Annotated in this window: 21 protein-coding genes; 13 read left to right on the forward strand and 8 right to left on the reverse strand. The window is 70.8% G+C overall.

Annotation, left to right across the window (positions count from 1 at the left end):
* Positions 1-140 precede the first annotated feature (140 nt).
* The 5 genes from P3L51_RS25765 (at position 141) to P3L51_RS25785 (ending at position 3,849) form a co-directional block, all read left to right on the forward strand.
* On the forward strand, positions 141-485 hold the full coding sequence (locus tag P3L51_RS25765) for a hypothetical protein (RefSeq protein ID WP_354607672.1): 345 nt from the start codon (positions 141-143) through the stop codon (positions 483-485).
* Positions 486-989: an acyl-CoA thioesterase gene (locus tag P3L51_RS25770; protein ID WP_354607673.1), complete on the forward strand. Its 504-nt coding sequence runs from the start codon at positions 486-488 to the stop codon at positions 987-989.
* Positions 990-1,208: 219 nt separating this feature from the next.
* Positions 1,209-1,817, forward strand: a complete 609-nt coding sequence (locus P3L51_RS25775; protein ID WP_354607691.1) for an NADPH-dependent FMN reductase — start codon at positions 1,209-1,211, stop codon at positions 1,815-1,817.
* 134 nt (positions 1,818-1,951) lie between these two features.
* Positions 1,952-2,992: an ATP-binding cassette domain-containing protein gene (locus P3L51_RS25780; protein ID WP_354607692.1), complete on the forward strand. Its 1,041-nt coding sequence runs from the start codon at positions 1,952-1,954 to the stop codon at positions 2,990-2,992.
* On the forward strand, positions 2,989-3,849 hold the full coding sequence (locus tag P3L51_RS25785) for an ABC transporter permease (protein ID WP_354607674.1): 861 nt from the start codon (positions 2,989-2,991) through the stop codon (positions 3,847-3,849). Before P3L51_RS25780 ends, P3L51_RS25785 begins: the two co-directional genes overlap by 4 nt.
* Positions 3,850-4,018: 169 nt before the next feature.
* Here the strand turns inward: P3L51_RS25785 and P3L51_RS25790 are convergent, their stop codons facing one another.
* From P3L51_RS25790 to P3L51_RS25800, 3 genes are all read right to left on the reverse strand, one after another.
* Positions 4,019-7,381, reverse strand: a complete 3,363-nt coding sequence (locus P3L51_RS25790) for an ATP-binding protein (protein ID WP_354607675.1) — start codon at positions 7,379-7,381, stop codon at positions 4,019-4,021.
* Positions 7,382-7,560: 179 nt separating this feature from the next.
* On the reverse strand, positions 7,561-7,878 hold the full coding sequence (locus P3L51_RS25795; protein WP_354607676.1) for an SCP2 sterol-binding domain-containing protein: 318 nt from the start codon (positions 7,876-7,878) through the stop codon (positions 7,561-7,563).
* 147 nt (positions 7,879-8,025) lie between these two features.
* Positions 8,026-8,574: a winged helix-turn-helix transcriptional regulator gene (locus P3L51_RS25800; protein ID WP_354607677.1), complete on the reverse strand. Its 549-nt coding sequence runs from the start codon at positions 8,572-8,574 to the stop codon at positions 8,026-8,028.
* A gap of 85 nt (positions 8,575-8,659) precedes the next feature.
* Here P3L51_RS25800 and P3L51_RS25805 point away from each other — a divergent pair, with 85 nt between their 5' ends.
* Positions 8,660-9,436, forward strand: a complete 777-nt coding sequence (locus P3L51_RS25805; protein WP_354607678.1) for an SDR family oxidoreductase — start codon at positions 8,660-8,662, stop codon at positions 9,434-9,436.
* Positions 9,437-9,480: 44 nt separating this feature from the next.
* Positions 9,481-9,828 (forward strand): nuclear transport factor 2 family protein, encoded by a 348-nt coding sequence (locus P3L51_RS25810; protein WP_354607679.1) that lies wholly within the window; start codon positions 9,481-9,483, stop codon positions 9,826-9,828.
* Positions 9,829-9,847: 19 nt separating this feature from the next.
* Here P3L51_RS25810 and P3L51_RS25815 read toward each other — a convergent pair whose 3' ends face one another.
* On the reverse strand, positions 9,848-10,273 hold the full coding sequence (locus tag P3L51_RS25815) for a universal stress protein (protein WP_354607680.1): 426 nt from the start codon (positions 10,271-10,273) through the stop codon (positions 9,848-9,850).
* 625 nt (positions 10,274-10,898) lie between these two features.
* Here P3L51_RS25815 and P3L51_RS25820 point away from each other — a divergent pair.
* Together P3L51_RS25820 and P3L51_RS25825 are read left to right on the forward strand one after the other, a co-directional pair.
* The gene (locus P3L51_RS25820) at positions 10,899-12,098 is read left to right on the forward strand and encodes a S1 family peptidase (protein ID WP_354607681.1); all 1,200 of its coding nucleotides are present in this window, start codon (positions 10,899-10,901) and stop codon (positions 12,096-12,098) included.
* A gap of 171 nt (positions 12,099-12,269) precedes the next feature.
* Positions 12,270-13,187 carry a helix-turn-helix domain-containing protein gene (locus P3L51_RS25825; RefSeq protein ID WP_354607682.1) on the forward strand — a complete coding sequence of 306 codons (918 nt, stop codon included), beginning with the start codon at positions 12,270-12,272 and terminating at the stop codon, positions 13,185-13,187.
* Between the two features lie 69 nt (positions 13,188-13,256).
* Here P3L51_RS25825 and P3L51_RS25830 read toward each other — a convergent pair whose 3' ends face one another.
* From P3L51_RS25830 to P3L51_RS25840, 3 genes are all read right to left on the reverse strand, one after another.
* Complete coding sequence (locus P3L51_RS25830) at positions 13,257-13,685, reverse strand: protein-tyrosine phosphatase family protein (RefSeq protein ID WP_354607683.1); 429 nt, start codon at positions 13,683-13,685, stop codon at positions 13,257-13,259.
* Positions 13,686-13,792: 107 nt separating this feature from the next.
* The gene (locus tag P3L51_RS25835; RefSeq protein WP_354607684.1) at positions 13,793-14,593 is read right to left on the reverse strand and encodes an SAM-dependent methyltransferase; all 801 of its coding nucleotides are present in this window, start codon (positions 14,591-14,593) and stop codon (positions 13,793-13,795) included.
* Entirely contained in the window at positions 14,590-15,474 is an 885-nt protein-coding gene (locus tag P3L51_RS25840) for a helix-turn-helix domain-containing protein (RefSeq protein ID WP_354607685.1), read from the reverse strand. Before P3L51_RS25840 ends, P3L51_RS25835 begins: the two co-directional genes overlap by 4 nt.
* 233 nt (positions 15,475-15,707) lie before the next feature.
* Between P3L51_RS25840 and P3L51_RS25845 the strand changes: the two genes are divergently transcribed.
* Together P3L51_RS25845 and P3L51_RS25850 are read left to right on the forward strand one after the other, a co-directional pair.
* Positions 15,708-16,157 carry a hypothetical protein gene (locus P3L51_RS25845; protein ID WP_354607686.1) on the forward strand — a complete coding sequence of 150 codons (450 nt, stop codon included), beginning with the start codon at positions 15,708-15,710 and terminating at the stop codon, positions 16,155-16,157.
* A gap of 397 nt (positions 16,158-16,554) precedes the next feature.
* Positions 16,555-17,241 carry an SDR family NAD(P)-dependent oxidoreductase gene (locus tag P3L51_RS25850; protein ID WP_354607687.1) on the forward strand — a complete coding sequence of 229 codons (687 nt, stop codon included), beginning with the start codon at positions 16,555-16,557 and terminating at the stop codon, positions 17,239-17,241.
* 116 nt (positions 17,242-17,357) lie between these two features.
* Here P3L51_RS25850 and P3L51_RS25855 read toward each other — a convergent pair whose 3' ends face one another.
* The gene (locus P3L51_RS25855) at positions 17,358-18,644 is read right to left on the reverse strand and encodes a helix-turn-helix domain-containing protein (RefSeq protein WP_354607688.1); all 1,287 of its coding nucleotides are present in this window, start codon (positions 18,642-18,644) and stop codon (positions 17,358-17,360) included.
* A gap of 198 nt (positions 18,645-18,842) precedes the next feature.
* Between P3L51_RS25855 and P3L51_RS25860 the strand changes: the two genes are divergently transcribed.
* Positions 18,843-19,283 (forward strand): UCP032817 domain-containing protein, encoded by a 441-nt coding sequence (locus tag P3L51_RS25860; RefSeq protein WP_354607689.1) that lies wholly within the window; start codon positions 18,843-18,845, stop codon positions 19,281-19,283.
* A 154-nt stretch (positions 19,284-19,437) separates the two neighbouring features.
* The gene (locus tag P3L51_RS25865) at positions 19,438-20,112 is read left to right on the forward strand and encodes a class I SAM-dependent methyltransferase (RefSeq protein ID WP_354607690.1); all 675 of its coding nucleotides are present in this window, start codon (positions 19,438-19,440) and stop codon (positions 20,110-20,112) included.
* The last annotated feature ends 35 nt before the right edge of the window (positions 20,113-20,147 follow it).

Raw genomic sequence — 20,147 nt, forward strand, 5'->3', positions numbered from 1 at the left:
CCTGGAAGAGGGGCGAGCGGGAGGAGTTCTCTGCCATGGCCACACAGGCACCGACGTCCAGGCCCACATCCGGACCGCGGCACGCGCGCCCGTCGCGGTTCGCCGGCTTTCGCGGCCTCGGTGGGCGTGCGAAGCCCCCGGTGCCCCTCCACACCGTGGCGGTGCCGGTCGCGCTGGGCATCGTCTACGGCGTCTGGGCACCGTTCATCCAGCGCCACGGCGACCCGCTCAACGCCCTCCAGATCACCCTCGGCGTGGTCTCCGGCCTCGTGCTGGCCGGACTCGTCTTCCTACTGATGCGGCTTCCCACGACGCTGGAGCCCGAGCTGCGGGCCGCGTCCTTCGGCGTGGTGGCGGGCGTGGCGGTGGGATTCCTGCACAGCCTGACGTACGCGAGCGTGCTGCGCTCGTCCGGCATCGGGCTGGCGGTGGGCGGGGCGATGGCCATCGCGACGTTCTACTACTTCCACACGCGGGAGCCCTGAGTGGCGGGGCCCACCGAGGAGCCCTCCACGGGGCGGGCGCCGGCGCCCGAGCGGGCGACGGAGTGGGTGGCCGAGCCGTACGGATTCCTGATCCCGGTGGCCGTCCACTTCGATGAGCTGGACTCCTTCGGGATGCTCTACAACAGCCGCTACGGCGTGCTGGTCGAACGGGCCTGGGTCGCGTACTGGCATCAGCGGGAGCTCGCCTTCACGAAGGACTGGACGCCTCTCCCGGACTCGTTCAACGTCGTCAAGAAATTCACGATCACCTTCGAGGTCCCGATCGACCACCCCGGCGAGTACGGCGTCCGCATCTGGGTCGAACGCCTCGGGCGTACGTCCCTGACGTACGGCTTCCGCGTCTGCTCGCCGGACGGCGGGCCGACGACGTACGCCCACGGCGTGCGCACGCTGATCCGCGTGGACCCCGAGACGGGGCGCCCCGCGGAGTGGAGCGAGGAGGCCCGGAAGCTGACGGCCGAGTTGGTCCGCCCGGCGGACTGAACGGGCTGAACGGACTGAACGGGCACTCGCGCGGTGGGGCCGGTCTCGGCGTGAACGCCCCTGCCCTCGCCGCGCGTTGTCGCGGCAGGACACCCTCCGACCTGCGATTGCCCACCTCGCGCGCCCGCCAGATCCGATCTGGCGGGCGCGCGGTCGTGTCTGGCGCCTACTGGGTGACGGTGACGGTGACGGTGGCCGAGGGAGGGGGGAGTGAGTCATATGCGGCAGTGCGGCGAGGGGGCGCTGGACGGCGCGGCGGCGGCGCCGCTGCGGGTCGCGGTCATCATCGGCAGCACCCGCGAGGGCCGACTCGGTGACGCGATCGGGCGGTGGTTCGTCGAGCGGGCGGCCGAGCGGGACGACCTGGCGGTGTCGGTCGTCGATCTGGCCGACTTCGACTTCCCCACGCGCTACCCCGACCGGATCACGGAGCCGATGGCGGACTTCACGGCCGAGGTCGACCGCGCGGAGGCGTTCGTGGTGGTGACACCGGAGTACAACCGCTCGTTCCCCGCCTCCCTCAAGCAGGCCGTCGACTACGCGTACGACGAGTGGCGGACCAAACCGGTCGCGTTCGTCAGCTACGGCCACGGGTCGGGCGGGCTGTACGCGGTGGAGGGGCTGCGCCCGGTCTTCACGGAGCTGCACACGGTCACCCTCCGCAACGGGGTGTCGATCAACCTCTTCGACTGCGGCGACGACGTGCTCGACGTCGACGCGGCGACCGATGAGCACCGGGACCGCGAGGCGAGCGTGCTGCTCGACCAGCTCGGATGGTGGGGCCTGGCCCTCCGCGAGGCGCGGGCGGCGCGCCCGTACCTCTGCTGAGGGGCCCGGCTGATGAGTTTCCGGCTCCTGCGGAGTCATAAGGAAAACCCCGCACACGGCGAAGAACGACGACGCCGAACGGCAGCGACGAATGACGACGCCGAACGATGACGCAGAACGACAAAGGACTGATGATGAGCAAAGATCTCGCGATCGAGACCACAGGGCTGGTGAAAGTCTTCGGCTCGAACCGCGCCGTGGACGGAGTCGATCTCGCCGTGCCGACGGGCACGGTCTACGGAGTGCTGGGTCCGAACGGCGCGGGCAAGACCACCGTCGTACGGATGCTCGCGACGCTGCTCCGCCCGGACGGCGGCGAGGCCCGTATCTTCGGCAAGGACGTGGTGAAGGACGCCGAGTCGGTCCGCAGCCGGGTCGCGCTCACCGGGCAGTACGCGTCGGTGGACGAGGATCTGACCGGTTCGGAGAATCTGGTCCTGCTCGGCAGGCTGCTCGGGCACTCCAGGCCCGACGCCCGCGACCGCGCGGGGCAGTTGCTGGACGCGTTCGGCCTTACGGAGGCGGCCGGCCGGCAGGTCAAGAACTACTCGGGCGGTATGCGGCGCCGTATCGACATCGCCGCCTCCATCCTCAACACCCCGGACCTGCTCTTCCTGGACGAGCCGACGACCGGCCTCGACCCGCGCAGCCGTAACCAGGTGTGGGACATCGTGCGGGCAGTCGTCTCGCAGGGGACGACGGTGCTGCTGACGACCCAGTATCTGGACGAGGCCGATCAGTTGGCGTCCCGTATCGCCGTGATCGACCACGGCAAGGTGATCGCCGAGGGAACGAAGGGCGACCTGAAGGCGTCGGTCGGTTCCGGCGCCGTGCATGTGCGGCTGCGCGAGGCGGCCCAACGGCCGGACGCCCAGCGGGTGCTGGCCACCGCGCTGAGCGCGGAGATCGTGCTGGACGCGGACCCGCTCGCCCTGACCGCCACCATCAGCGGGGGCGGCACCGACCAGGGCGCGGCCGAGCAGGCCGGGCGGGCGCTCGCCGAGCTGGCGCGCGAGGGGATCGTGGTGGACAACTTCTCCCTCGGCCAGCCCAGCCTGGACGAGGTCTTCCTCGCCCTCACCGACAAGAAGAAGCAGCAGTCGCCGCCGTCCGGACAGTCGTCCGGACAGTCGTCCGAGACCACCACCGATGCGAAGGAAGGGGCGGCGGCATGACCACCGTAGCCACGAAGACCCAGGACCTCGACGACCTCGAACTCGCCACGCCCACGGTGGACGACCTCGCCGCGCTGCTGGTCAAGAAGGAACGGCCACCGAGGCCCAGCGCGCTCTCCGCGTCCCTGACGTTCGGCTGGCGGGCGATGCTGAAGATCAAGCATGTGCCCGAGCAGCTTTTCGACGTGACCGTCTTCCCGGTCATGATGGTCCTGATGTACGCGTATCTCTTCGGCGGTGCGCTGGCGGGATCGGTCTCCGAGTACATCCAGTTCCTGCTGCCCGGCGTCATGGTGATGAGCGTCGTGATGATCACGATGTACACGGGCGTCGCGGTCAACACCGACATAGCCAAGGGCGTCTTCGACCGCTTCCGCACGCTGCCGATCTGGCGTCCGGCCCCGATGGTCGGCTATCTCCTCGGTGACGTGATCCGCTATGTGATCGCCGCGATCGTGATCCTCGGCGTGGGTCTGGCCATCGGATACCGTCCCGACGGCGGCGTGCTGGGCATCGCGGCGGGAGTGCTGCTGCTGCTCATCTTCTCCTTCTCGTTCTCGTGGATCTGGACGATGTTCGGGCTGATGCTGCGCACCGAGAAGTCGGTGATGGGCGTCAGCATGATGGTGATCATGCCGCTGACCTTCCTGAGCAACGTCTTCGTCGACCCGAAGACGATGCCGGGCTGGCTCCAGGCCTTCGTCAACAACAGCCCGGTCTCCGAACTCGCCAGCGCGGTACGCGAGTTGATGGCGGGCAACTGGCCGGCCCACGACATCGCGGTGACGCTCGGCTGGTCGGTCGGCCTGGTGGTCGTCTTCGGTACGTGGACGATGAGGCTCTACAACCGGAAGTGAGCGGGCGCCGCTGCGCCGGTCGTCGGGTCCAGGTGCCGGCCCGGCCGTCGGTCCGGGTGTTGGCTCAACGACAGGCCCCTGGCCCCGGCACGGAGCCGCCGTAGGGCGGCCGGGCCGGGGCAGGTCGGCTCGGTGGACGAGGTGCTGCGGCTGCCGGTCGCGCCGGGGCTCACAGACGCCAGTTGAGCCCCCCGAATCCGCCTGATTCGCCGGATCCGCCTGATCCGCCGTCGTCCGCGACGTCGGCGATGTCCGTGAGGTCCGGACGGTACGCGCAGGTCGAGCCCGTGGTCACCGACTTCCTCAGATGCGCGGCCAGTTCGGGATGGAGCGCGTCGAGCTTGCGCAGGGTGTCGCGGATCCGGGCCGTGACCGTCTTACGGGCCCGCTCCGCCTCGTCGCCCAGCCGCCGGGTGCGCCCGCCGAGACCGGCCGCGGTGCGCAGCTCGTCCAGGAGGGCCTGCCGCTCCCTGTCGTACGCGGCGGCGCCTGTGTCGTCGCCACGCTCGCCCGCCCGGTCTATCGCCAGGTCCAGCTGGTCGAGCCGTCGTCGGTACTCCGCCTTGGCCCGTTCGTCCAGCACCGGGTCGCCGCCCAGGGCGTGCGCGGCGACGGCTGTCTCGCCGCCGTCGGGGGCGAGCAGCCGGACGGCGGGAAGGTCGGTGCCGGGGTGCGAGAGCAGTGTGTGCAGATCGCGCAGCCCCTTGGCGTCGGGCACATGGACGGCCCGCCCTTCGAAGGCGAGCGCCCATACGGCCCCGTCCCGCCTGAACTCCGGTCCGGGCAGGGCTGGTTGAGCCTCCGTGGAGCCTGCGGCGGCCTCGGAGCCGCCCGATCGCGGGCCGGCGTCCGGCAGGGCGGCCACACCCGGCTCGTCGGCGCTCCCCGGCGCCAGCTTCTCCGGATGCCGTAGCCCCATCGCCTTCGCCGCCCGAGAGGTCTCCACACGCAGGGCCGCCTCCGCCGCGGCGTCCCCGTCCCCGCCGCGCGCCCGCAGCGCGTCCGCCAACCCCAGGCCCGCGCGCAGGGACCACGGTCTCGCCTGGAGGCGGTCGGCGGAGTCACGCGCCGATGTGAACGCCGCCACCGCCGCGTCCCAACGCCCCTGCGCCGCGTCCAGCATGCCGAGCCAGAGGTCGACGGGTCCGCTGATGTCGCAGCCGTACAGCGCGACGAGCCATCGGCCGCTGTGCGCGCCGAGCGCGTCCCGGGCCTCGGCGATCAGCACGGGATCGCCCGTCGCGGCGGCCGTGTGCGCCAGGAAGCGGAACCACAGCGGCGCGAAGATCCGCGAGACCGGCTCCGGCCGGTCCGCCACCTCCCGCAGCAGCCGCAGCGCCCGCGCCGTGTCGCCGCGCTCGATCGCGGCGATCCCGTCGAGCAGCACCGGGAGCGGGTAGTCCATGCCTTCGAGGGTGCGCGTGATGGCGTCGGCCTGCTCGAAACGACCCCGGATCATATGAAGGGACCAGCGCAGATGGGTGGCGAGATAGTTGTACGGCGTGTGTTCGCGCGCCACCTCGACGGTGTCCGCGTACCACTTCTCGGCCTGCTCGAAGTCGCCGGTGAGCCCGGCGACGATGCCCAGGTCGACGGTCTTGCCCAGCTCGTACCTGCGCTTGCCCGTCCGCTCGGCCACTCCCGCGTACGTACGCAACTGGCTGAGGTAGAGCGGATCGCCGAGCTCCAGCAGGGTCACCCAGCGCATCGCCGCCGCGTGCAGCTCCATGTCCAGATTCTGGGTGCGGCGGGCGACGGTCGACATCTCGGCGGTGAGAGCGAGCCGTTCGTCGGACGTCCCGAGGCCCCAGATGGTGTCGTGGCGTGCCCAGAGGGAGAAGGCGAGCGCCTCGTCGTCCTCCTCCTGTCGGGCGAGGTCGGTGGCGCGGACGGCGAGGTCCCGCGCCATCCGCTCCCGCTCCCTCTCCCTGCCGCCGGTCCCGTCCCCCGCGTGCCCGGCCCTGCGCCCGCCGTCCGCACCGCCCGCACCGTCCCCGCCCGCACCCTCGTCGCCGATCAGTGCCCGGTACGCCTCGTGCAGCAGGTCCCCCGCCTGCGGGCCGTGGCCGGGGATGTCCCGCTGCTGATGGAGCGTGAGCGCGACGCGGGCCAGCAGCGCGGGATCGCCCAGCTCGCGCGCGGGTGTCACCGCGCGGTCGAAGTAGCGCCGGGCCTCCTCCTCCATGCCCTGATGCCGCAGCTCGCCCGCGAGGTCGAGCGCGATGACGACGGCGCGGCGCGGATCGCCCTCGCCGGAGGTCTCGGCCACCTCCAGCGCACGCCGGAAGTGGCCGACGGCCTCGTCGGCTGCGAGCCTGCTCGACGCGTCCCGCGCCGCCGCGAGCAGCAGATCAATGCGGTGGCCGCGGTCCACGGTGTCACCGGCGAGATGGGCGTGCCGGGCCAGATCGGCGGGGAAGATCTTCTCGCCCAGTGCCGGGGCGGTGCCCAGGGCCCGCACGATCGCGCCGTGCAGACGGCCCGCTTCCGTCTCCTCCAGCGAGTCGTAGAGCGTCTCGCGGACGAGGTCGTGGGCGAACGCGAACCGTCCGCCGCCGCGCGTCACCACCAGCCGGGCCGACACCGCCCGTTCCAGCAGCCGGTCCACGTGCGGCACGGGCGCCGACGTCGCGGCGGCGAGGACCTGCCGGTGGAACTCCCTGCCCAGCACGCTCGCGGTGACCAGCAGGTCGCCGACCGGCTTCGGGAGCATCGACAGACGTCGCCGCACGGCCTCGCGCACGCCGGGGGCGATCGTGCTGACCGGGCTGCCGCCGTGCCAGAGCCGGGCGGTCTGCTCGACGAAGAACGGATTGCCGCCCGTACGACTGTGCACCTCGTCCACGAGGGCGGGCGCCGGCTCCAGCCCGGTGGTCAGCGCGAGGAGCGCGCCCACCTCGTCCCTGTCGAGCCCGGTCAGCGTGACGGCCGTGGTGGCGCGGGCGACGAGCGGAAGGATGAGCCGCTGGAGCGGGTGACCGGGCGCCTCCACCTCCACGTCGCGGTACGTCCCGATGAGCAGCAGGCGCTCGAACCAGGCGTGCTGGGCGGCGAATTCGAGGAGTTTGAGTGACGCGGTGTCCGCCCAGTGCAGGTCGTCCAGGACGACGACGACCGGCTGCTGCTGGGAGATGGTGACGAGGGCGGTCGTCACCGCGTCGTACACGGAGAAGGCGTCCTTGGCGTCCTTGGCCTCGTCGTCCCCCGCGGCCTCGCCGAGCAGCACCCCGAGCCGCCCGCCCGCCGCCTTCTCGGCCTTCGCCCACTCCGCCTCGTCGAGGCCGCGCCGCATGCCGCGCACGACCTGCACCCACGGCCAGTACCCCGGAGCGCTGCCTTCCCAGCAGGAGCCGCCGAGCACCAGCGCCCCGCGCTGCCGGGCCTCCCGGGCGGCGGCGGTGACGAGCGTGGTCTTGCCGATGCCCGCCTCGCCCGCGACCAGCACGAGGCCCCCGTGGCTGTCCGTCGCGCGGCCGATCTCCGCGCGAAGGACGCCTGCGGGGTGGTCACGCCCGATCAGTGCAGGGGTCATGCCCAAAACCATAGAAGGCACCACTGACAATCGGCTCACGGAAACTTTGCCGACGGCCGGACCGGGTCACTGCTCGAAGCGGGCGGCGGACCGCCGTCGACCGGCAGCGGGCCGCCGGCGGACCACGAGGAGGGCCCGCGGCCACCGAAGTGGCCGCGGGCCCCACCCCGTCAGATGGATCAGACGGGGAACAGCACGCTCAGCTTCTGGGCGAGCACCGGGTCGCCGTCTATGCGGAGCTTCCCGTTCGCGAACTCCTTCGCCCCGTCGGTGGTTCCCGACTCGATGGCCTTGAGGGTCTCCGCGTCCAGCACGAGGGTGCTGTTGGCGTCCGGGTTCTCCCCCTCTTGCAGGGCGCAGGTGCCGTCCTTCACGGTCAGCGCGAAGTGCTTGCCCTCGTCGGTCACGTTGAAGCCGAAGACGAGGTCCAGGCCGGCGGCCGCCGCCGGGTCGAACTTCGCGGCCAGAGCCTGCAGGGTGGTCTCGGAGGTGCTCAAGGGTTTCTCCATCGTTCAGTGTGCGTGGTCGGTTCCATTCAACCCCCGGGGCCGACCACCTGAAGCGGCTTCGTGGTGAACTCATACAGAATCCGTCAAGACTGGCCAGTTATCGCGGCAGAAGCGCCAACTTCCTTTATTTCGGCCTTACTTGACAGCCTCCGGGAGAGGGGTCGACCGGGGGTCCGGCCGCGGGCCGGGACCGGCCGGGCCGTACCGCGCCAGCATCCCGCCGGTGGCCGCCGGGCCGGCCGTGAAGACGTACGCCTCGCTGTCGTCCAGCCGGTGCCCGGTCGCCGCGTCGACGACCACCGGCTCGACCTCCTCGCCCGTCGCAGCGTCGACCAGGACCATGGTCCGGTCCTCCGCGGCCAGCCGTGCGTTGCCCCACGCGGCGAGGGCGACCAGCACCGGGCGCAGCGAGCGGCCGAGGTCCGTGAGGACGTACTCGTGGCGCGTCGGCCCCTGTTGGTACGGGCGACGCTCCAACAGCCCGTCCGCGACGAGGGTCTTCAGGCGGGTGGTGAGCATGCTGGATGAGATGCCGAGGCTCTCCTGGAACTGGTCGAAGCGCGTGTAGCCGTCGAACGCGTCATGAAGGATCAGCAGCGTCCACCACTCGCCCACCTGCCGCACGGTCGTGGACAGCGGACACGTCCGGTCCTCCAGTCTCATCCGGTTCGCCCGCGCCGCCATGTGTCCCGCCCCATCCACTCGTCCAGTTACTGCTAAAGTCGAAGTCAATCACTTCTATTTTAGCACTGACGAAGGCGGGGCGGGCATGGACGAGTCACTGGAGGGCCGGCGCGCGCTGGTCACCGGCGGTACGAAGGGGGCCGGCGCCGCCATCGCCGCGCGGCTCGCGCGGGCCGGTGCCACCGTGCTGGTCACCGCGCGCAGCCGTCCTGAAGAGGTCGAGCCCGAACGGTTCATCGGCGCCGACATCACCACGCCCGACGGCGCCCGTACGGTCGTCTCCGAAGCGCTCGGCCGGGTCGGCGGGATCGACATCCTGGTCAGCAACTTCGGCGGCTCCAGCGCACCGTCCGGCGGCTTCGCCGCACTGGACGACGAGGCGTGGGACACCGAACTCAGCACCAACCTGCTCGCGGCCGTACGGCTGGACCGGGGCCTGCTGCCGGGCATGATCGAGGCGGGCAAGGGCGCGATCGTGCACGTCACCTCGATCCAGCACCGGATGCCGTTGTACGACGCGACGCTGGGCTACGCGGCGGCGAAAGCGGCGCTCGCGACGTACAGCAAGGGCCTCGCCAACGAGGTCGCCCCGCACGGCGTCCGCGTCAACACCGTCTCGCCGGGCTTCATCAGGACCACGTCGGCGCAGGCTCTCGTCGAGCGCATGGCGCTTGGCGCGGGCATCGGCACCGACGCCGCGCTCCAGCGGCTCATGGACTCACTCGGCGGGATCCCGCTGGGCCGGCCGGCGGAGCCCGAGGAGGTCGCCGAACTGGTCGCGTTCCTCGTTTCGGACCGCGCGTCGTCCATCGTCGGCGCCGAGCACGTCATCGACGGCGGGACGCTCCCGACGGCGAGCTGAACCGTTCGCCCGCCCGACCCTCACCAACGCAAGGAGCGAACACCATGGCCTCCACTTCCGCCCTCCCCGTCCCCCCCGACGTCATCACCCGCTATCTGGCCGCGCACGTCGTCCGCGACGCCGACGCGGCCCTCGCGACCATGCGCGAGGACGCCACCGTCACGGACGACGGATCGACCTACAGGGGCGCCGCCGCGATCGAGCGGTGGCTCCGTACGGAGGCGGGCGAGTACACGTACACGACCCGGCTCCTCGCCGCCGAGAGCGAGGACGACACGCACCACGTCGTCACCAACCGCGTGGAGGGGAACTTCCCCGGCGGGCGCGTCGACCTCCGTTTCCGGTTCACGCTGCGCGACGGCCTGATCGAGGACCTGACCATCGCGCCGTGACCCCGGCACGGTGTGCGGCTCACTCGCCTCGTACGACGACGACGGGGACGGTGGCGTGCTGGGTGACATGCAGGCTGACGGAACCGAGCAGCGCCGCCTTGAACCCGCTGTAGCCGCGGTCTCCGACCACCAGCAGGACGGCGTCTTCGGCGCGGTCGAGCAGCGCCTGGGCGGCGGGCGCGCCGACGACCTGCCGGTCGACGGCCGCCGCGCCCTCCTTACCGAGGGCGGACTCCAGTGTCTCGTCCAGGATCTGACCGGCCAACCGCTCCGGGTCGAACTCCGGCGGAATGCCGGGAGCCATCGTGGCCCACGCGCTCGCCGGGTACTCCCAGCCGATCGCGGCCTCCACGGTGTCTCCGGTGAGCCCCGCCTGCCGTACGGCCCAGTGCAGCGCCTTCACCGAGGAAGCCGACCCGTCGACTCCCACCACGATCCTGCCCATGACATACCTCCGTCGTGCTCGCTCGCTCGTTCGCTTCAGGCGCGGTGCGTTGGCGCGAGATTGTTGAAGCTTCTATCAACGGCGACAACTGCTGGCGGCAGGTGACTATTCCGGCCGACGGTCCACGCGCGCCGCCCCCTCTCAGGAGACGTGCGTGTCCGACCTGATCACCGACCTGATCACCGCCTGATCGCTGACCGTCTCGTCCTGTGTTCGTGGCCCGCCTCCGAGGCCGCCCGCGCGATCGTCGCGTTCGCCCTGACCCCGCCGCTGTTGCCCCCCGGGTGACCCCGCTGCCGAAACCCACCCCGCGCGGCCATCAGCCCAATCGGACCGGCACGTTGGGGGCGGCGGGGGGCGGCGTGTCCGGGACGTACCGCGCCTGACGACGCGCGTCCGGCTCCCTCTCAACAGTTTTCCGCAACTCTGTTGAAAATACCTCCCTGGCCAGGCCTTGTCCGGAAAGGGAGCGTTCAGCGAGAGTTCATCCCGCGACGCCCCACGCACCCCCCATCCACGTCGCCGGACCAGCGCCCACCCACGAACGCACGCGTCAACCAGCCCCATTCCCCCTGGGGTTCGACGCGCGCTGTTCGGCGCTGCTCCGATATCGAGAGGAAGCACTGTGCAGGTTTCCCGGAAGTACCTCGTCGCCGCTGTCACCGGCGTCCTGCTCTCGGCCTCCGCCGTGACCGGCGCGCAGGCCGCCGACCCGTCCGGCGCCACGGGCCAGGCGCCCCGGTACCAGCCCGAGATGGTCGCGGCGCTCGCCGAGACGCTCGGTGGCAGCGAGCAGGCGGCTGTCGACCGGCTCGACCACGAAGCCGCGCAGCAGCGCGAGTTGGCCGCCGTGAACAAGCAGGGCATCAAGACGGACGGTGCCTTCTTCACCAAGGCGGGCACGCTCACGGTGAACGCGGCGGACGCGAGATCCGCCGCCCGGGTGGAGGACGCCGGTCTCACGGCCCGCGTCCCCGAGCACGGCAAGTCCGCGCTGGACCGGATCAAGAGCGAGCTGGACGCGAAGGCCGTCAAGCAGGTGCCCGTGGGCGTCTCGTCGTGGTCGGTCGACCTCGCCTCCGACACCGTCGTGGTGGAGGTGAGCAGCGACAGCGGCACCGCCGCCCGTTCGTTCATCAAGGCCGCGAGCAAGCACGGCGACGCCGTCCGTGTCATCCGTGGCGAGGAGCGTCTGGAGACGCAGGCCGTTGTGCCTCCGGGCAGCCGGATGACGTTCAACGGCTACATCTGCTCGGTCGGTTTCGGCGCGCGTGACGCCGCCGGCAAGCAGTATCTGGTGACCGCCGGGCACTGCATCGAGGACCTGCCGGACCTCGCGTACAACAACGTCAAGTTCGCCAAGGGCACCAACTCGCGCTTCGCCGTCGGCACGCGCAGCGTGGACATGGGCATAGCGGCGGTCGACGCCGAGGACTCGATAGGCACGCAGGTCACCACGTACGGCTCGGCCGGGAACGTCGCGGTCCGCGGCGGTACGCGGGCGGCGACGGGTGCGGCGATGTGCAAGTCCGGCCAGACCACCGGCTGGACCTGCGGCACCGTGCGCTCGTACAACGTCACCGTCACCTACACCGACGCCAACGGCGGCCCCAACACGGTCGTCACGGGCCTCGGCAGCTCCACGGTCTGCACCGAGGGCGGCGACAGCGGTGGCGCCTACATCTCCGGCAACCAGGCGCAGGGCATGACGTCCGGCGGCCCGATCGGCCAGAACTGCACCGGTGTGAACACCGCCGGCTCCTCGTACTTCCAGCCGCTCACCGACGCGCTCTCGCACTACAAGCTGACCCTCAACACCAACTGACCCTCGGCACGGACCGACCCTCGGCACCGGCCGACCCGCAAGACCCGCTGATCCAATTCCCGTCTCCCCGATGCCCCCGGAGAGACGCGGCGGAGCCGTCCACCCTTCCCGGTGGGCGGCTTTCGTCGTCCGCATACCATCGGGCGGAGGAACACGGAGGGAACGGGATCCATGGACGCGAGCATCGCCGGAGACGTGGAAGTGACGTTCGCCGACGTCTTCCGTGACGCCCTGCGCCGCCGCGGACTCTCCCTGGAGCGCGTACGCGACCGGCTCGAAGCCCAGGGCATCGGCGTCAGTCTCGCCACCCTCAGTTACTGGCAGCGCGGACGCAGTCAGCCGGAACGCGCGCAGTCCCTGCGGGCCGTGGACGCGCTGGAGGACATCCTCGCCCTGCCCGAGGGCGCCCTCCGTTCACTCCTGCGCCCCGGCCGGCCGCGCGGCCGTACGACATCGGAACTGCTCGACCTGTCCGCCTCGCACCGCGTCTTCGGCGAGAACTCGGACGTGGAACAGGCCCTCGGCGCGGACTTCGCGCGCTTCAACGAGGACGTCACCTCCCTGGTCATCCACGAGACGGTCCACCTCGACGCGGAACGCTGCATACGGCGGATGTCCGTGAACCAGGTGCTGCGCGCCACCCGCGACGGCGCGAGCCGGATGACCGCCGTGCACGTCATCGACGACCCGGCGACGGCGTCGGTCGACGTCGCCGTACGCTGCGGGAAGCTCGGCCGGGTGGAGTTCCTGCCGGAGCGGCAGAGCATCGTGACGGAGATCCTCTTCGGCGGTGAACTGGCCAAGAACGAGACGGTGGTGATCGACTACACCATCTCGCTCACTCCGAGCCGCGAGGTCTCGACGTACCACGAGCGCCGTACGCGGGTGAGCCTGCGGGAGTACCTGCTGCACGTCTACTTCGACCCGGGCGCGCTGCCGGTGAGCTGCCACCGCTACTACCGCGAACGCATCGGCGCGGAGAAGACCAGCAGCCGGCAGATCGCGCTGGACGTCTCGAACTCGGCGCACATGCTGCCGCCGAAGTGCCCGGCGGGGATACACGGCATGTCGTGGGAGTGGCCCGCCTGACGGTCGGTCCCGGTCCCGGTGCGGACCTCGTACGTCGTCGGCGTCGGTGCCGTCGTGAGCCGCGAGTGCTTACGCGAAGCGCGACACGTAGCGCTTCTGCCACGGGGTCTCGACCGCGTGCCGCGAGTAGTGCGCGCGGACGTAGGCGACGGCCTCCGCGTTCGGCACTCCGTCGAGGACGGCGAGACAGGCCAGCGCCGTACCCGTACGCCCCCGCCCGCCGCCGCAGGCGACCTCGACCCGCTCGTCCCCGGCCCGTGCCAGCGCCTCGCGCAGCGCCTCCGTGGCTCCGGCCCGGTCGGCCGGCAGCCGGAAGTCGGGCCAGCGGACCCAGCGGGCCTCCCACTCGACGGCGGGTGGCTCCTTGCCCAGCAGGTAGAGGGCGAAGCAGGGCGTCGGACCGGCCGGGAGCGGGTGCCGGAGCCCCCGGCCGCGGACGAACCGTCCGGACGGCAGTCGCAGCACGCCCGTCGCGGTGGGCTCCCAAGTGGTGGTCACGGAACGGAGATTAGCCACGGGTACGGGGAGGCCGCGCCTGTTTCGCGGATCGCGAACGACGACCGCGTCCGGCCCATCGGGCATGCGTGGCCCAGCCCTGCGGGGTCCTACGGCTTGACCGCCACGAACCCCCACTGGACGCAGTCCGCGGCCCCGTCCGGGACCGCTTTCCCGGCCGGTACGAGAAGCTCCGGCAGGGGTCGCAGGCCCGGCGGGAGCAGGGTCAGCCCGCGGGCGCACGCGGCGATCTGGTCGGGCTTACGGGCGAGGTAGGCCCCTTCGGGGTCGGCCGCCAGGTAGTGCTCCTGCATCTTGAGCACGCCGGGCGTCTCGATCGTGTCGCACACCGCCAGGTAGGAACCGGAGGCGAGGCGGCTGGTGTACCGCTCGACGAGCGCGGCCGCCTCGGCGGGCGGGAAGTGCCCGAGGGTGGAGAGCACCAGGAGGGCGACCGGCTCGTCCAGGTTCAGCGTCTTCGCCGCGTCGTCGAGAACCTCGTCCACCAGACGGAAGTCCTGCTGGAGGTAGTGGATCTTTCCTTCGGGTGAACTCCGCAGCGAACTGGCGTGGTTGAGGACGACCGGGTCGTTGTCGACGTACACCACGCGCGAGTCCGGGGCCGCCTTCTGCGCCATGCCGTGGGTGGCGCTCGCGGTGGGAATGCCCGTGCCCAGGTCCAGGAGCTGGCGGACCCCGCCCGCACGGACGACGTAATCCGCGACCCGCTCCTGGAAGGCGCGCGACTCCATGGCCGCCGTCTTGATCTCCGGGAAGTCGCCCATCATCACATCGCCGAGTTCCCGGTCGACCTGGTAGTTGTCCTGGCCGCCCTGGGCGTAGTTCCAGATCCGCGCGGAGTTGGGGACGGTGGGCATGACATTGGTTCCGGGGCGTACGGAGTCGCTCATCCGAAGTCCTTACTCGTCAGGGGCAGGGGGGTGAAGCGAGGTGGTGCGTATCCACTGGTCACGTCCACCGCCATGCGGTAGTTCTCCACTGCGTCGGAGTCGTCGGTGATGAGCGTCATGGCCGGGTGGAGTCCGATCTGAATCAGCCTCTCACCCATCCCGAACTCCTTGAAGCGGAGAATTTCGAGATGGCCGCAGAGACTGATGGCCAGCGGGTGCGGTACGCCGGGCGGAATGACCTGGATGGCCACCGACGACCCGACATCGGCGATATGGGTTTCAAGATAGTCCAGTTGACGGCCCATCACCCCGGGTCCGCCCACACTGCGCCGAAGGGTGGCCTGCTCCAGCAGCACCCACAGACCGGCCCGGTTCTCGTTGCTCGCGACGTCGGGCCCGCCCTCGATGGTGTGCTGCTTGCGGGCCTCCAGCAGTTCCAGCCGAAGGCGCCGTACGCCGGGGTCCTCGTACGGATTGCGCAGACTCATCAGGGCCTCGGCGTACTCCGTGGTCTGGAGCAGATCCGGCAGTACTCCCGGCGCGTACGAGCGGATGCCGGTCGCCGCGGATTCCAGATCGATGACACCGACCTCGGCGACCTCGCGCCAGGGGTGCCACCATCCCGGCTTCTTCGCCTCCTCCAGCGCGTGAAGCACCTCGGTGCGCTCGGCGGCGGGCGTGTTGTAGAGGTCGAGCAGCACGGCGACCATGCGCGGATTCGGCACCGTCTCCGCGTTCTCCCAGCGCGCCGGTGTCGCCCGGTCCTTCTTGATCACCTCGGCGACGCCTTGCAGCGTCATGCCCGCGCCCTCGCGCCGACGGCGCAGATCCGCCCCGAAACACCGCAAAGCGACCGTAGGGCCGGATCGTGGCTGACTCACCGGGCCCTCCTCGCGTCCGCGGGTGGGGAGGGTCTCTTCCTCTCCGTTCGGCGCGGACCACGATACCGCCGATCAGGACTCTGTCACGTTGCAGAGTGTCCGGGTCGTGGCTACGATGGAACACGGAGTTCCCCTACGCGGCACCCCCCAGACCGCCGCGCCAGGGTCGGGAACCGACCCCGCCGGCACGCTGCTCAGGCGTGAGGGGCGGGGGGTCACGGAGAACCGATGCCATGCACGTTTCACTACCGGCCGTTCCGGAGCAGATCCAGGTCGCGCGCCGCATCGTCCGCAAGGAACTGGCCGCACTCGGCTGGCCCGAGGCGAAGGTCGCGGCCTGCGAAGAGGTCGCGGCCCAGCTGGCCCGGCACGCCATGAGTGTCGTGGGAGTCGGCGGCGGCGGCTACTACCTCGGAGTGACGAAGCGCCCCGGACCGGAGGACGCCGTCGCCATAAGAGTCAGCGTCACGATCCTGGACGCGCCGCCCGGGCCCGACGAGGTGGCGACGGTGCCCTCGCAGGGCGGACGGGCCGCACGGGGCGGCAACGGCGACGACCGGAGCCTTGCCGAGGTCCTCACGAAGCGGTGCGGAGCGCAGGTCGACATAGTCGCGCAGCAAGGCAGTTGGGCGGCCTCGGCCACCCTCCCGGCCGAGGTGCCCTGCCTCAGCGCGCAGCCGTGAGCGTCCGACCGGCGCTCGTACGGAAGCTCGTGCCGAAGCGTGTACCGCTGTCCGTGTCGACGCCTGTGCCTGTGTCGATGTCCGTGTCGACGTCCGTTTTGCTGTCCGTATCGCTGTCCGGTGGGTACCGCCCGATGGGCTCTGACCAACCCGTCCTGGACGTCTTGGAGAGGCTGGAGTGGACGCATTGAGGGGTGCCGCATCCGATGAGCCCGTGCACGACGCCGCTCCGGCCCACGCCGGTGCACGCCACGGGGGCTCCCACGCGGCCGGGCTCAGCGCCGGTCACCGGCTGCCGCGCTCCGCACGTGCCCGCAGATGGACCGCCTGGTACCGGCCGACGAGCGCGGAGCCGCAGGTTTCGTTGCGCGACCGCGGAATCACGCACAGTGGGGGAGTGGCAGACGTGAGCCGTTCGGTGCTGGTTGTCAGCGGGGCGAGCGGGAGCGCCGAGAGCGTGGCCGCCGCGTACGCCCGTCAGGACGACTGGGTCGGTTTCCTCTACGAGCGCGGGACCCCTCCCGACGAGCTGTACAACGTGCGGTGCGACGTGAGCGACGGGCTACAACTGGACGCGGCCGTCTCGGAGTTCGAGACCGGCCACGGAGTGGTGGACGTCCTGGTCGTGGACGCCGACCGGCACGGCCTCCACGGCGACGAATCCTCCCTCGCGGCGGCGGCCGGTACCCGGGCCCGGGCGAACGCGATCATCGGCCGCACACTCCCCGGCATGCGCGAGGCCGGCCACGGCCGGATCGTCCTGATCGCCTCCACGAAGGGCCTCGGCCGCGGCTCCGCCCTGGCGGGCGGCGCCCCGCACGCCGACCTGATGACCCTGGCGTGGCACCTGGTCCACGAGTGCCGCGGCTCGGACGTCACGGTCAACGTCATCACCTACGGCTCCCCCCAGGACCTCCCCCGCCAGGGCCGCGCCCACCGCGCCCAGCAGATCGCGAACCTGGCCATCCACCTGACCCGCCCGGACGCCACGGACACGGGATCGGTGATCCCGATCGAGGTGCTGGGTGCGATCCCGGCCCGGGGACCGGTACGTACGGACGGGGTGTCGTACCAGGGCCACTGACCGCCGCGCCTCCAGGGACCCCTCAGCCTCGGAGGCGCGGCACTCCTTTGCGGGGCGGGGCCGATTGGGCCCTCTGCTCGTATGGAGGACCGGCTGCTCTGCCGGGAGAGAGCGTGTCAGGCGCTGACGCCGACGGCCGCGACCAGTGCTCGTACTCCGGGAACCTGCGCGTGGCGCGTACGGAGACCGGTGACGATGTTTCGGATCGCCGGGCGGTCTCGGACTTCCGCCGGAGAGACGCGAACGGCGGCCAGCAACTCGGCTGCTGTCTGCTCGGGCTTCACCCACTGCCACCACGCACGGGCGAGGTCCGTGTGCATGCGCCCCTTGCGCTCGGCAGTGGGGAACTGCTCGGTCCGCAGCCGACGACCTGCCTCAAGTGCTGCTCCCGCGTCCCCCAGCGCCCAGTGGACGCCGACGGCGTAGAGGTCGACGGCAGCCGGGGTGATGGGGAAGAGGCGGCCGGCAGGAGCCTCCTGGGGCAAGGCGCGCGCCGCCAGGGTGGCGGCATGAATCATGGCGGTTGCCTGGTCCCTGTCGCCGGCCCGAGCCGCGGTGTACGAAGTGGTGCACAGCATCTGCGCGTACGCGGCGGCCTGAGCGTCGGTCCGTAGGCCCGTATCTTCGACCTTCGAGACGGCATCGAGGATATGCCGCTGAGCCGAGACGGGCTGGTCCTGGTGACGGAGCACGATGCTCAATTCGCGGGCAGCCGCTGCGGCAACGAGGGGTGATCCGGACCAGTCCGCGTACACGGTCGCCCGGTCCGCGCTCAGCCGGGACTGCTCGTAACGACCGATTTTCGTGAGCACTTGACTGGCCAGGCTGTAGGTCGCCGACAGGCGGGCCAGGGGCAGAGGTTCGCGGGTCCGCGCAATGTGATGGGCGTCAGCCAGAAGCCCGGGGAGGGCCGCCAGAAGCTTGTCGTGGCGACCGGCATCGAAGTGTGCCCTGGCCACGGCCAGACGGCCGTCCAGCGGTACCGACGAGCCGGTGGGGTCGGGCATGCTGGCGAGGGCGTCATCCAGGCCGGCGAGAAGCACGGCGGGGCCGGCAAGGCCGGCGGCGAGCAGCGAGCGGCGGCGCATCGGGTCCTCCTCGGCACAACGTGGCCAATCCGGCGCAACTCTAGTGGCCGGAGACACCACAAGACCGAGAGACGCGGCTAGGACATGCATCGGCATGCCCACCTCCCGGGCGGCGTGCCGGACGAGATCCAGATCAGCGCGTCGCCCCTGCTGTTCCAGTCGTGAAACGGTCGACGCGGAACACCCGATCCGGCCGCCCAGTTCGGCCTGACGCCACCCGTGTTCCATACGGCCCAGCCGTATCAGACCCCCCGGATTTCGAGCGGCGACAAGCGTGCGAACCGCGCCCGAATTCCACAACTGATCGGCACGCACCGGGCCTCCACTCGCCATATACCGGGCATGGCTGCCCGTTCAACGTAACCGGTCCTGTGGGAGCCGTACACAGCGCGTGCACGTTCTGCAAACGGCGTGCACGAGACGCCAACTGATCACCTCGGTAGGCCAGTTAACGGTGTTGTGAGAGGAGGGACTCCGCCAGCGGGCGGAGCTCGGGCTCATCTGGAGGCCAGCATGGCAACTGCCGTCAGGACCACGCTCCGTGATCCTCGCGACTACGTGAAACCGGAGGTCTGGGACCGCGAGATCCAGCTCCTCATGAGGGACTATCCGTTCGACGAGGTGATGGCGACAAGGCTCTTCCACGCCGCCGTCTCCTACCTGATCACGGCGATGGAGAAGTGGGGTCAGGGTCTGGAGATGTGCTGCGGCCGGACGGTCGACATCGCGGTTCATGTCTTCATCCTCGACACCCGCAACTACCGGGAGTTCTGCCACCAGAACTTCGGCGGACGGTTCCTGGAGCACATTCCGGAGATCGACTTCAAGTACGACGGATCCGTCGAGCGGACCGCGCGGATCCTGGCCGACAACGGCTTCGGCGTCGACTGGAAGCTGTGGGAGGCCGACTACGGCAAGTGCGGCCCGTGCCGACCGGGCGAGAACTGCCACTGAGCGGCGACATGAGATCGTGCCCGAAGGTGCCGTGAGCGCCTTCGGGCTGTCACGTTCGGCCGCCGACGTCGTTGGCCCATTCACCCATCAAACACAGGACACGCCGGTACGGTGGCCTGCTCGACAGGGCCTCACCGACCACCCGAGGTGTTCCATGCCCCGCGCGCCGCAGACTCCCGCCGAGTACTGGGACACCTACATGCCGCACCGGGAGGCCGGGGAACAGCCGTGCCCCGTGGTTGGACGCTTCGAGTGGACGCAGTATCCCGGGCACGGTCCGGGCCATGAACTGCTCGGCCGACCGGCGACCGCGTTGGATCTGGGACCGGCGGAGGGCAAGGAAGCGGTCTGCCTCGCCCGGCACGGCGTCGAGGTCACCGGTGTGGATCTCTCCCCCGTGCAGGTGGCACGCGCGAGTGCCTGGTGGAGGGACGAGCCCCGCCTGACCTTCGTCCACGCGGACGTGATGGACCACCTGGCGACGGACACCGCCACGTATGACGCCGTCTACTCCGTCTGGGGCGCGGCGTGGTTCACCGATCCGGAACGTCTGCTTCCACTGGTCGCCAAGAGGCTCGCGCCCGGCGGCGTCTTCGCCTTCAGCCAGGCGGAGCCCGTCCCCGGCGTCTACGGGGCGCAGCCCATGCGCGGCAAATGGCTGGAGGGCCGCGGCGGTGAACTGACCGTGCTCCGCTGGCAGTACGCGCCCCACATGTGGGCCGACCTCCTCAAGAGGCACGGTCTCACCCGGATCACCGCTGACGTGCTACCCGCTCCCGTGCCCGACAGACTCGGCACGCTGATCGTGACGGCCCACGCGCCCGCATGACGTCTGGGTCCTACCGGGTACCGCCGGCGGTGGCG

The organism is Streptomyces panacea (assembly GCF_040560175.1).
Lineage (GTDB): Bacteria > Actinomycetota > Actinomycetes > Streptomycetales > Streptomycetaceae > Streptomyces > Streptomyces panacea.

Excerpts from the sequence above, each read along its gene's own strand:
- P3L51_RS25775 (WP_354607691.1), top strand. The coding sequence starts at position 1,209 with ATGCGGCAGTGCGGCGAGGGGGCGCTGGACGGCGCGGCGGCGGCGCCG.
- P3L51_RS25780 (WP_354607692.1), top strand. The coding sequence starts at position 1,952 with ATGAGCAAAGATCTCGCGATCGAGACCACAGGGCTGGTGAAAGTCTTC.
- P3L51_RS25785 (WP_354607674.1), top strand. The coding sequence starts at position 2,989 with ATGACCACCGTAGCCACGAAGACCCAGGACCTCGACGACCTCGAACTC.
- P3L51_RS25790 (WP_354607675.1), bottom strand. The coding sequence starts at position 7,381 with ATGACCCCTGCACTGATCGGGCGTGACCACCCCGCAGGCGTCCTTCGC.
- P3L51_RS25800 (WP_354607677.1), bottom strand. The coding sequence starts at position 8,574 with ATGGCGGCGCGGGCGAACCGGATGAGACTGGAGGACCGGACGTGTCCG.
- P3L51_RS25805 (WP_354607678.1), top strand. The coding sequence starts at position 8,660 with ATGGACGAGTCACTGGAGGGCCGGCGCGCGCTGGTCACCGGCGGTACG.
- P3L51_RS25810 (WP_354607679.1), top strand. The coding sequence starts at position 9,481 with ATGGCCTCCACTTCCGCCCTCCCCGTCCCCCCCGACGTCATCACCCGC.
- P3L51_RS25815 (WP_354607680.1), bottom strand. The coding sequence starts at position 10,273 with ATGGGCAGGATCGTGGTGGGAGTCGACGGGTCGGCTTCCTCGGTGAAG.
- P3L51_RS25825 (WP_354607682.1), top strand. The coding sequence starts at position 12,270 with ATGGACGCGAGCATCGCCGGAGACGTGGAAGTGACGTTCGCCGACGTC.
- P3L51_RS25835 (WP_354607684.1), bottom strand. The coding sequence starts at position 14,593 with ATGAGCGACTCCGTACGCCCCGGAACCAATGTCATGCCCACCGTCCCC.
- P3L51_RS25845 (WP_354607686.1), top strand. The coding sequence starts at position 15,708 with ATGCACGTTTCACTACCGGCCGTTCCGGAGCAGATCCAGGTCGCGCGC.
- P3L51_RS25860 (WP_354607689.1), top strand. The coding sequence starts at position 18,843 with ATGGCAACTGCCGTCAGGACCACGCTCCGTGATCCTCGCGACTACGTG.
- P3L51_RS25865 (WP_354607690.1), top strand. The coding sequence starts at position 19,438 with ATGCCCCGCGCGCCGCAGACTCCCGCCGAGTACTGGGACACCTACATG.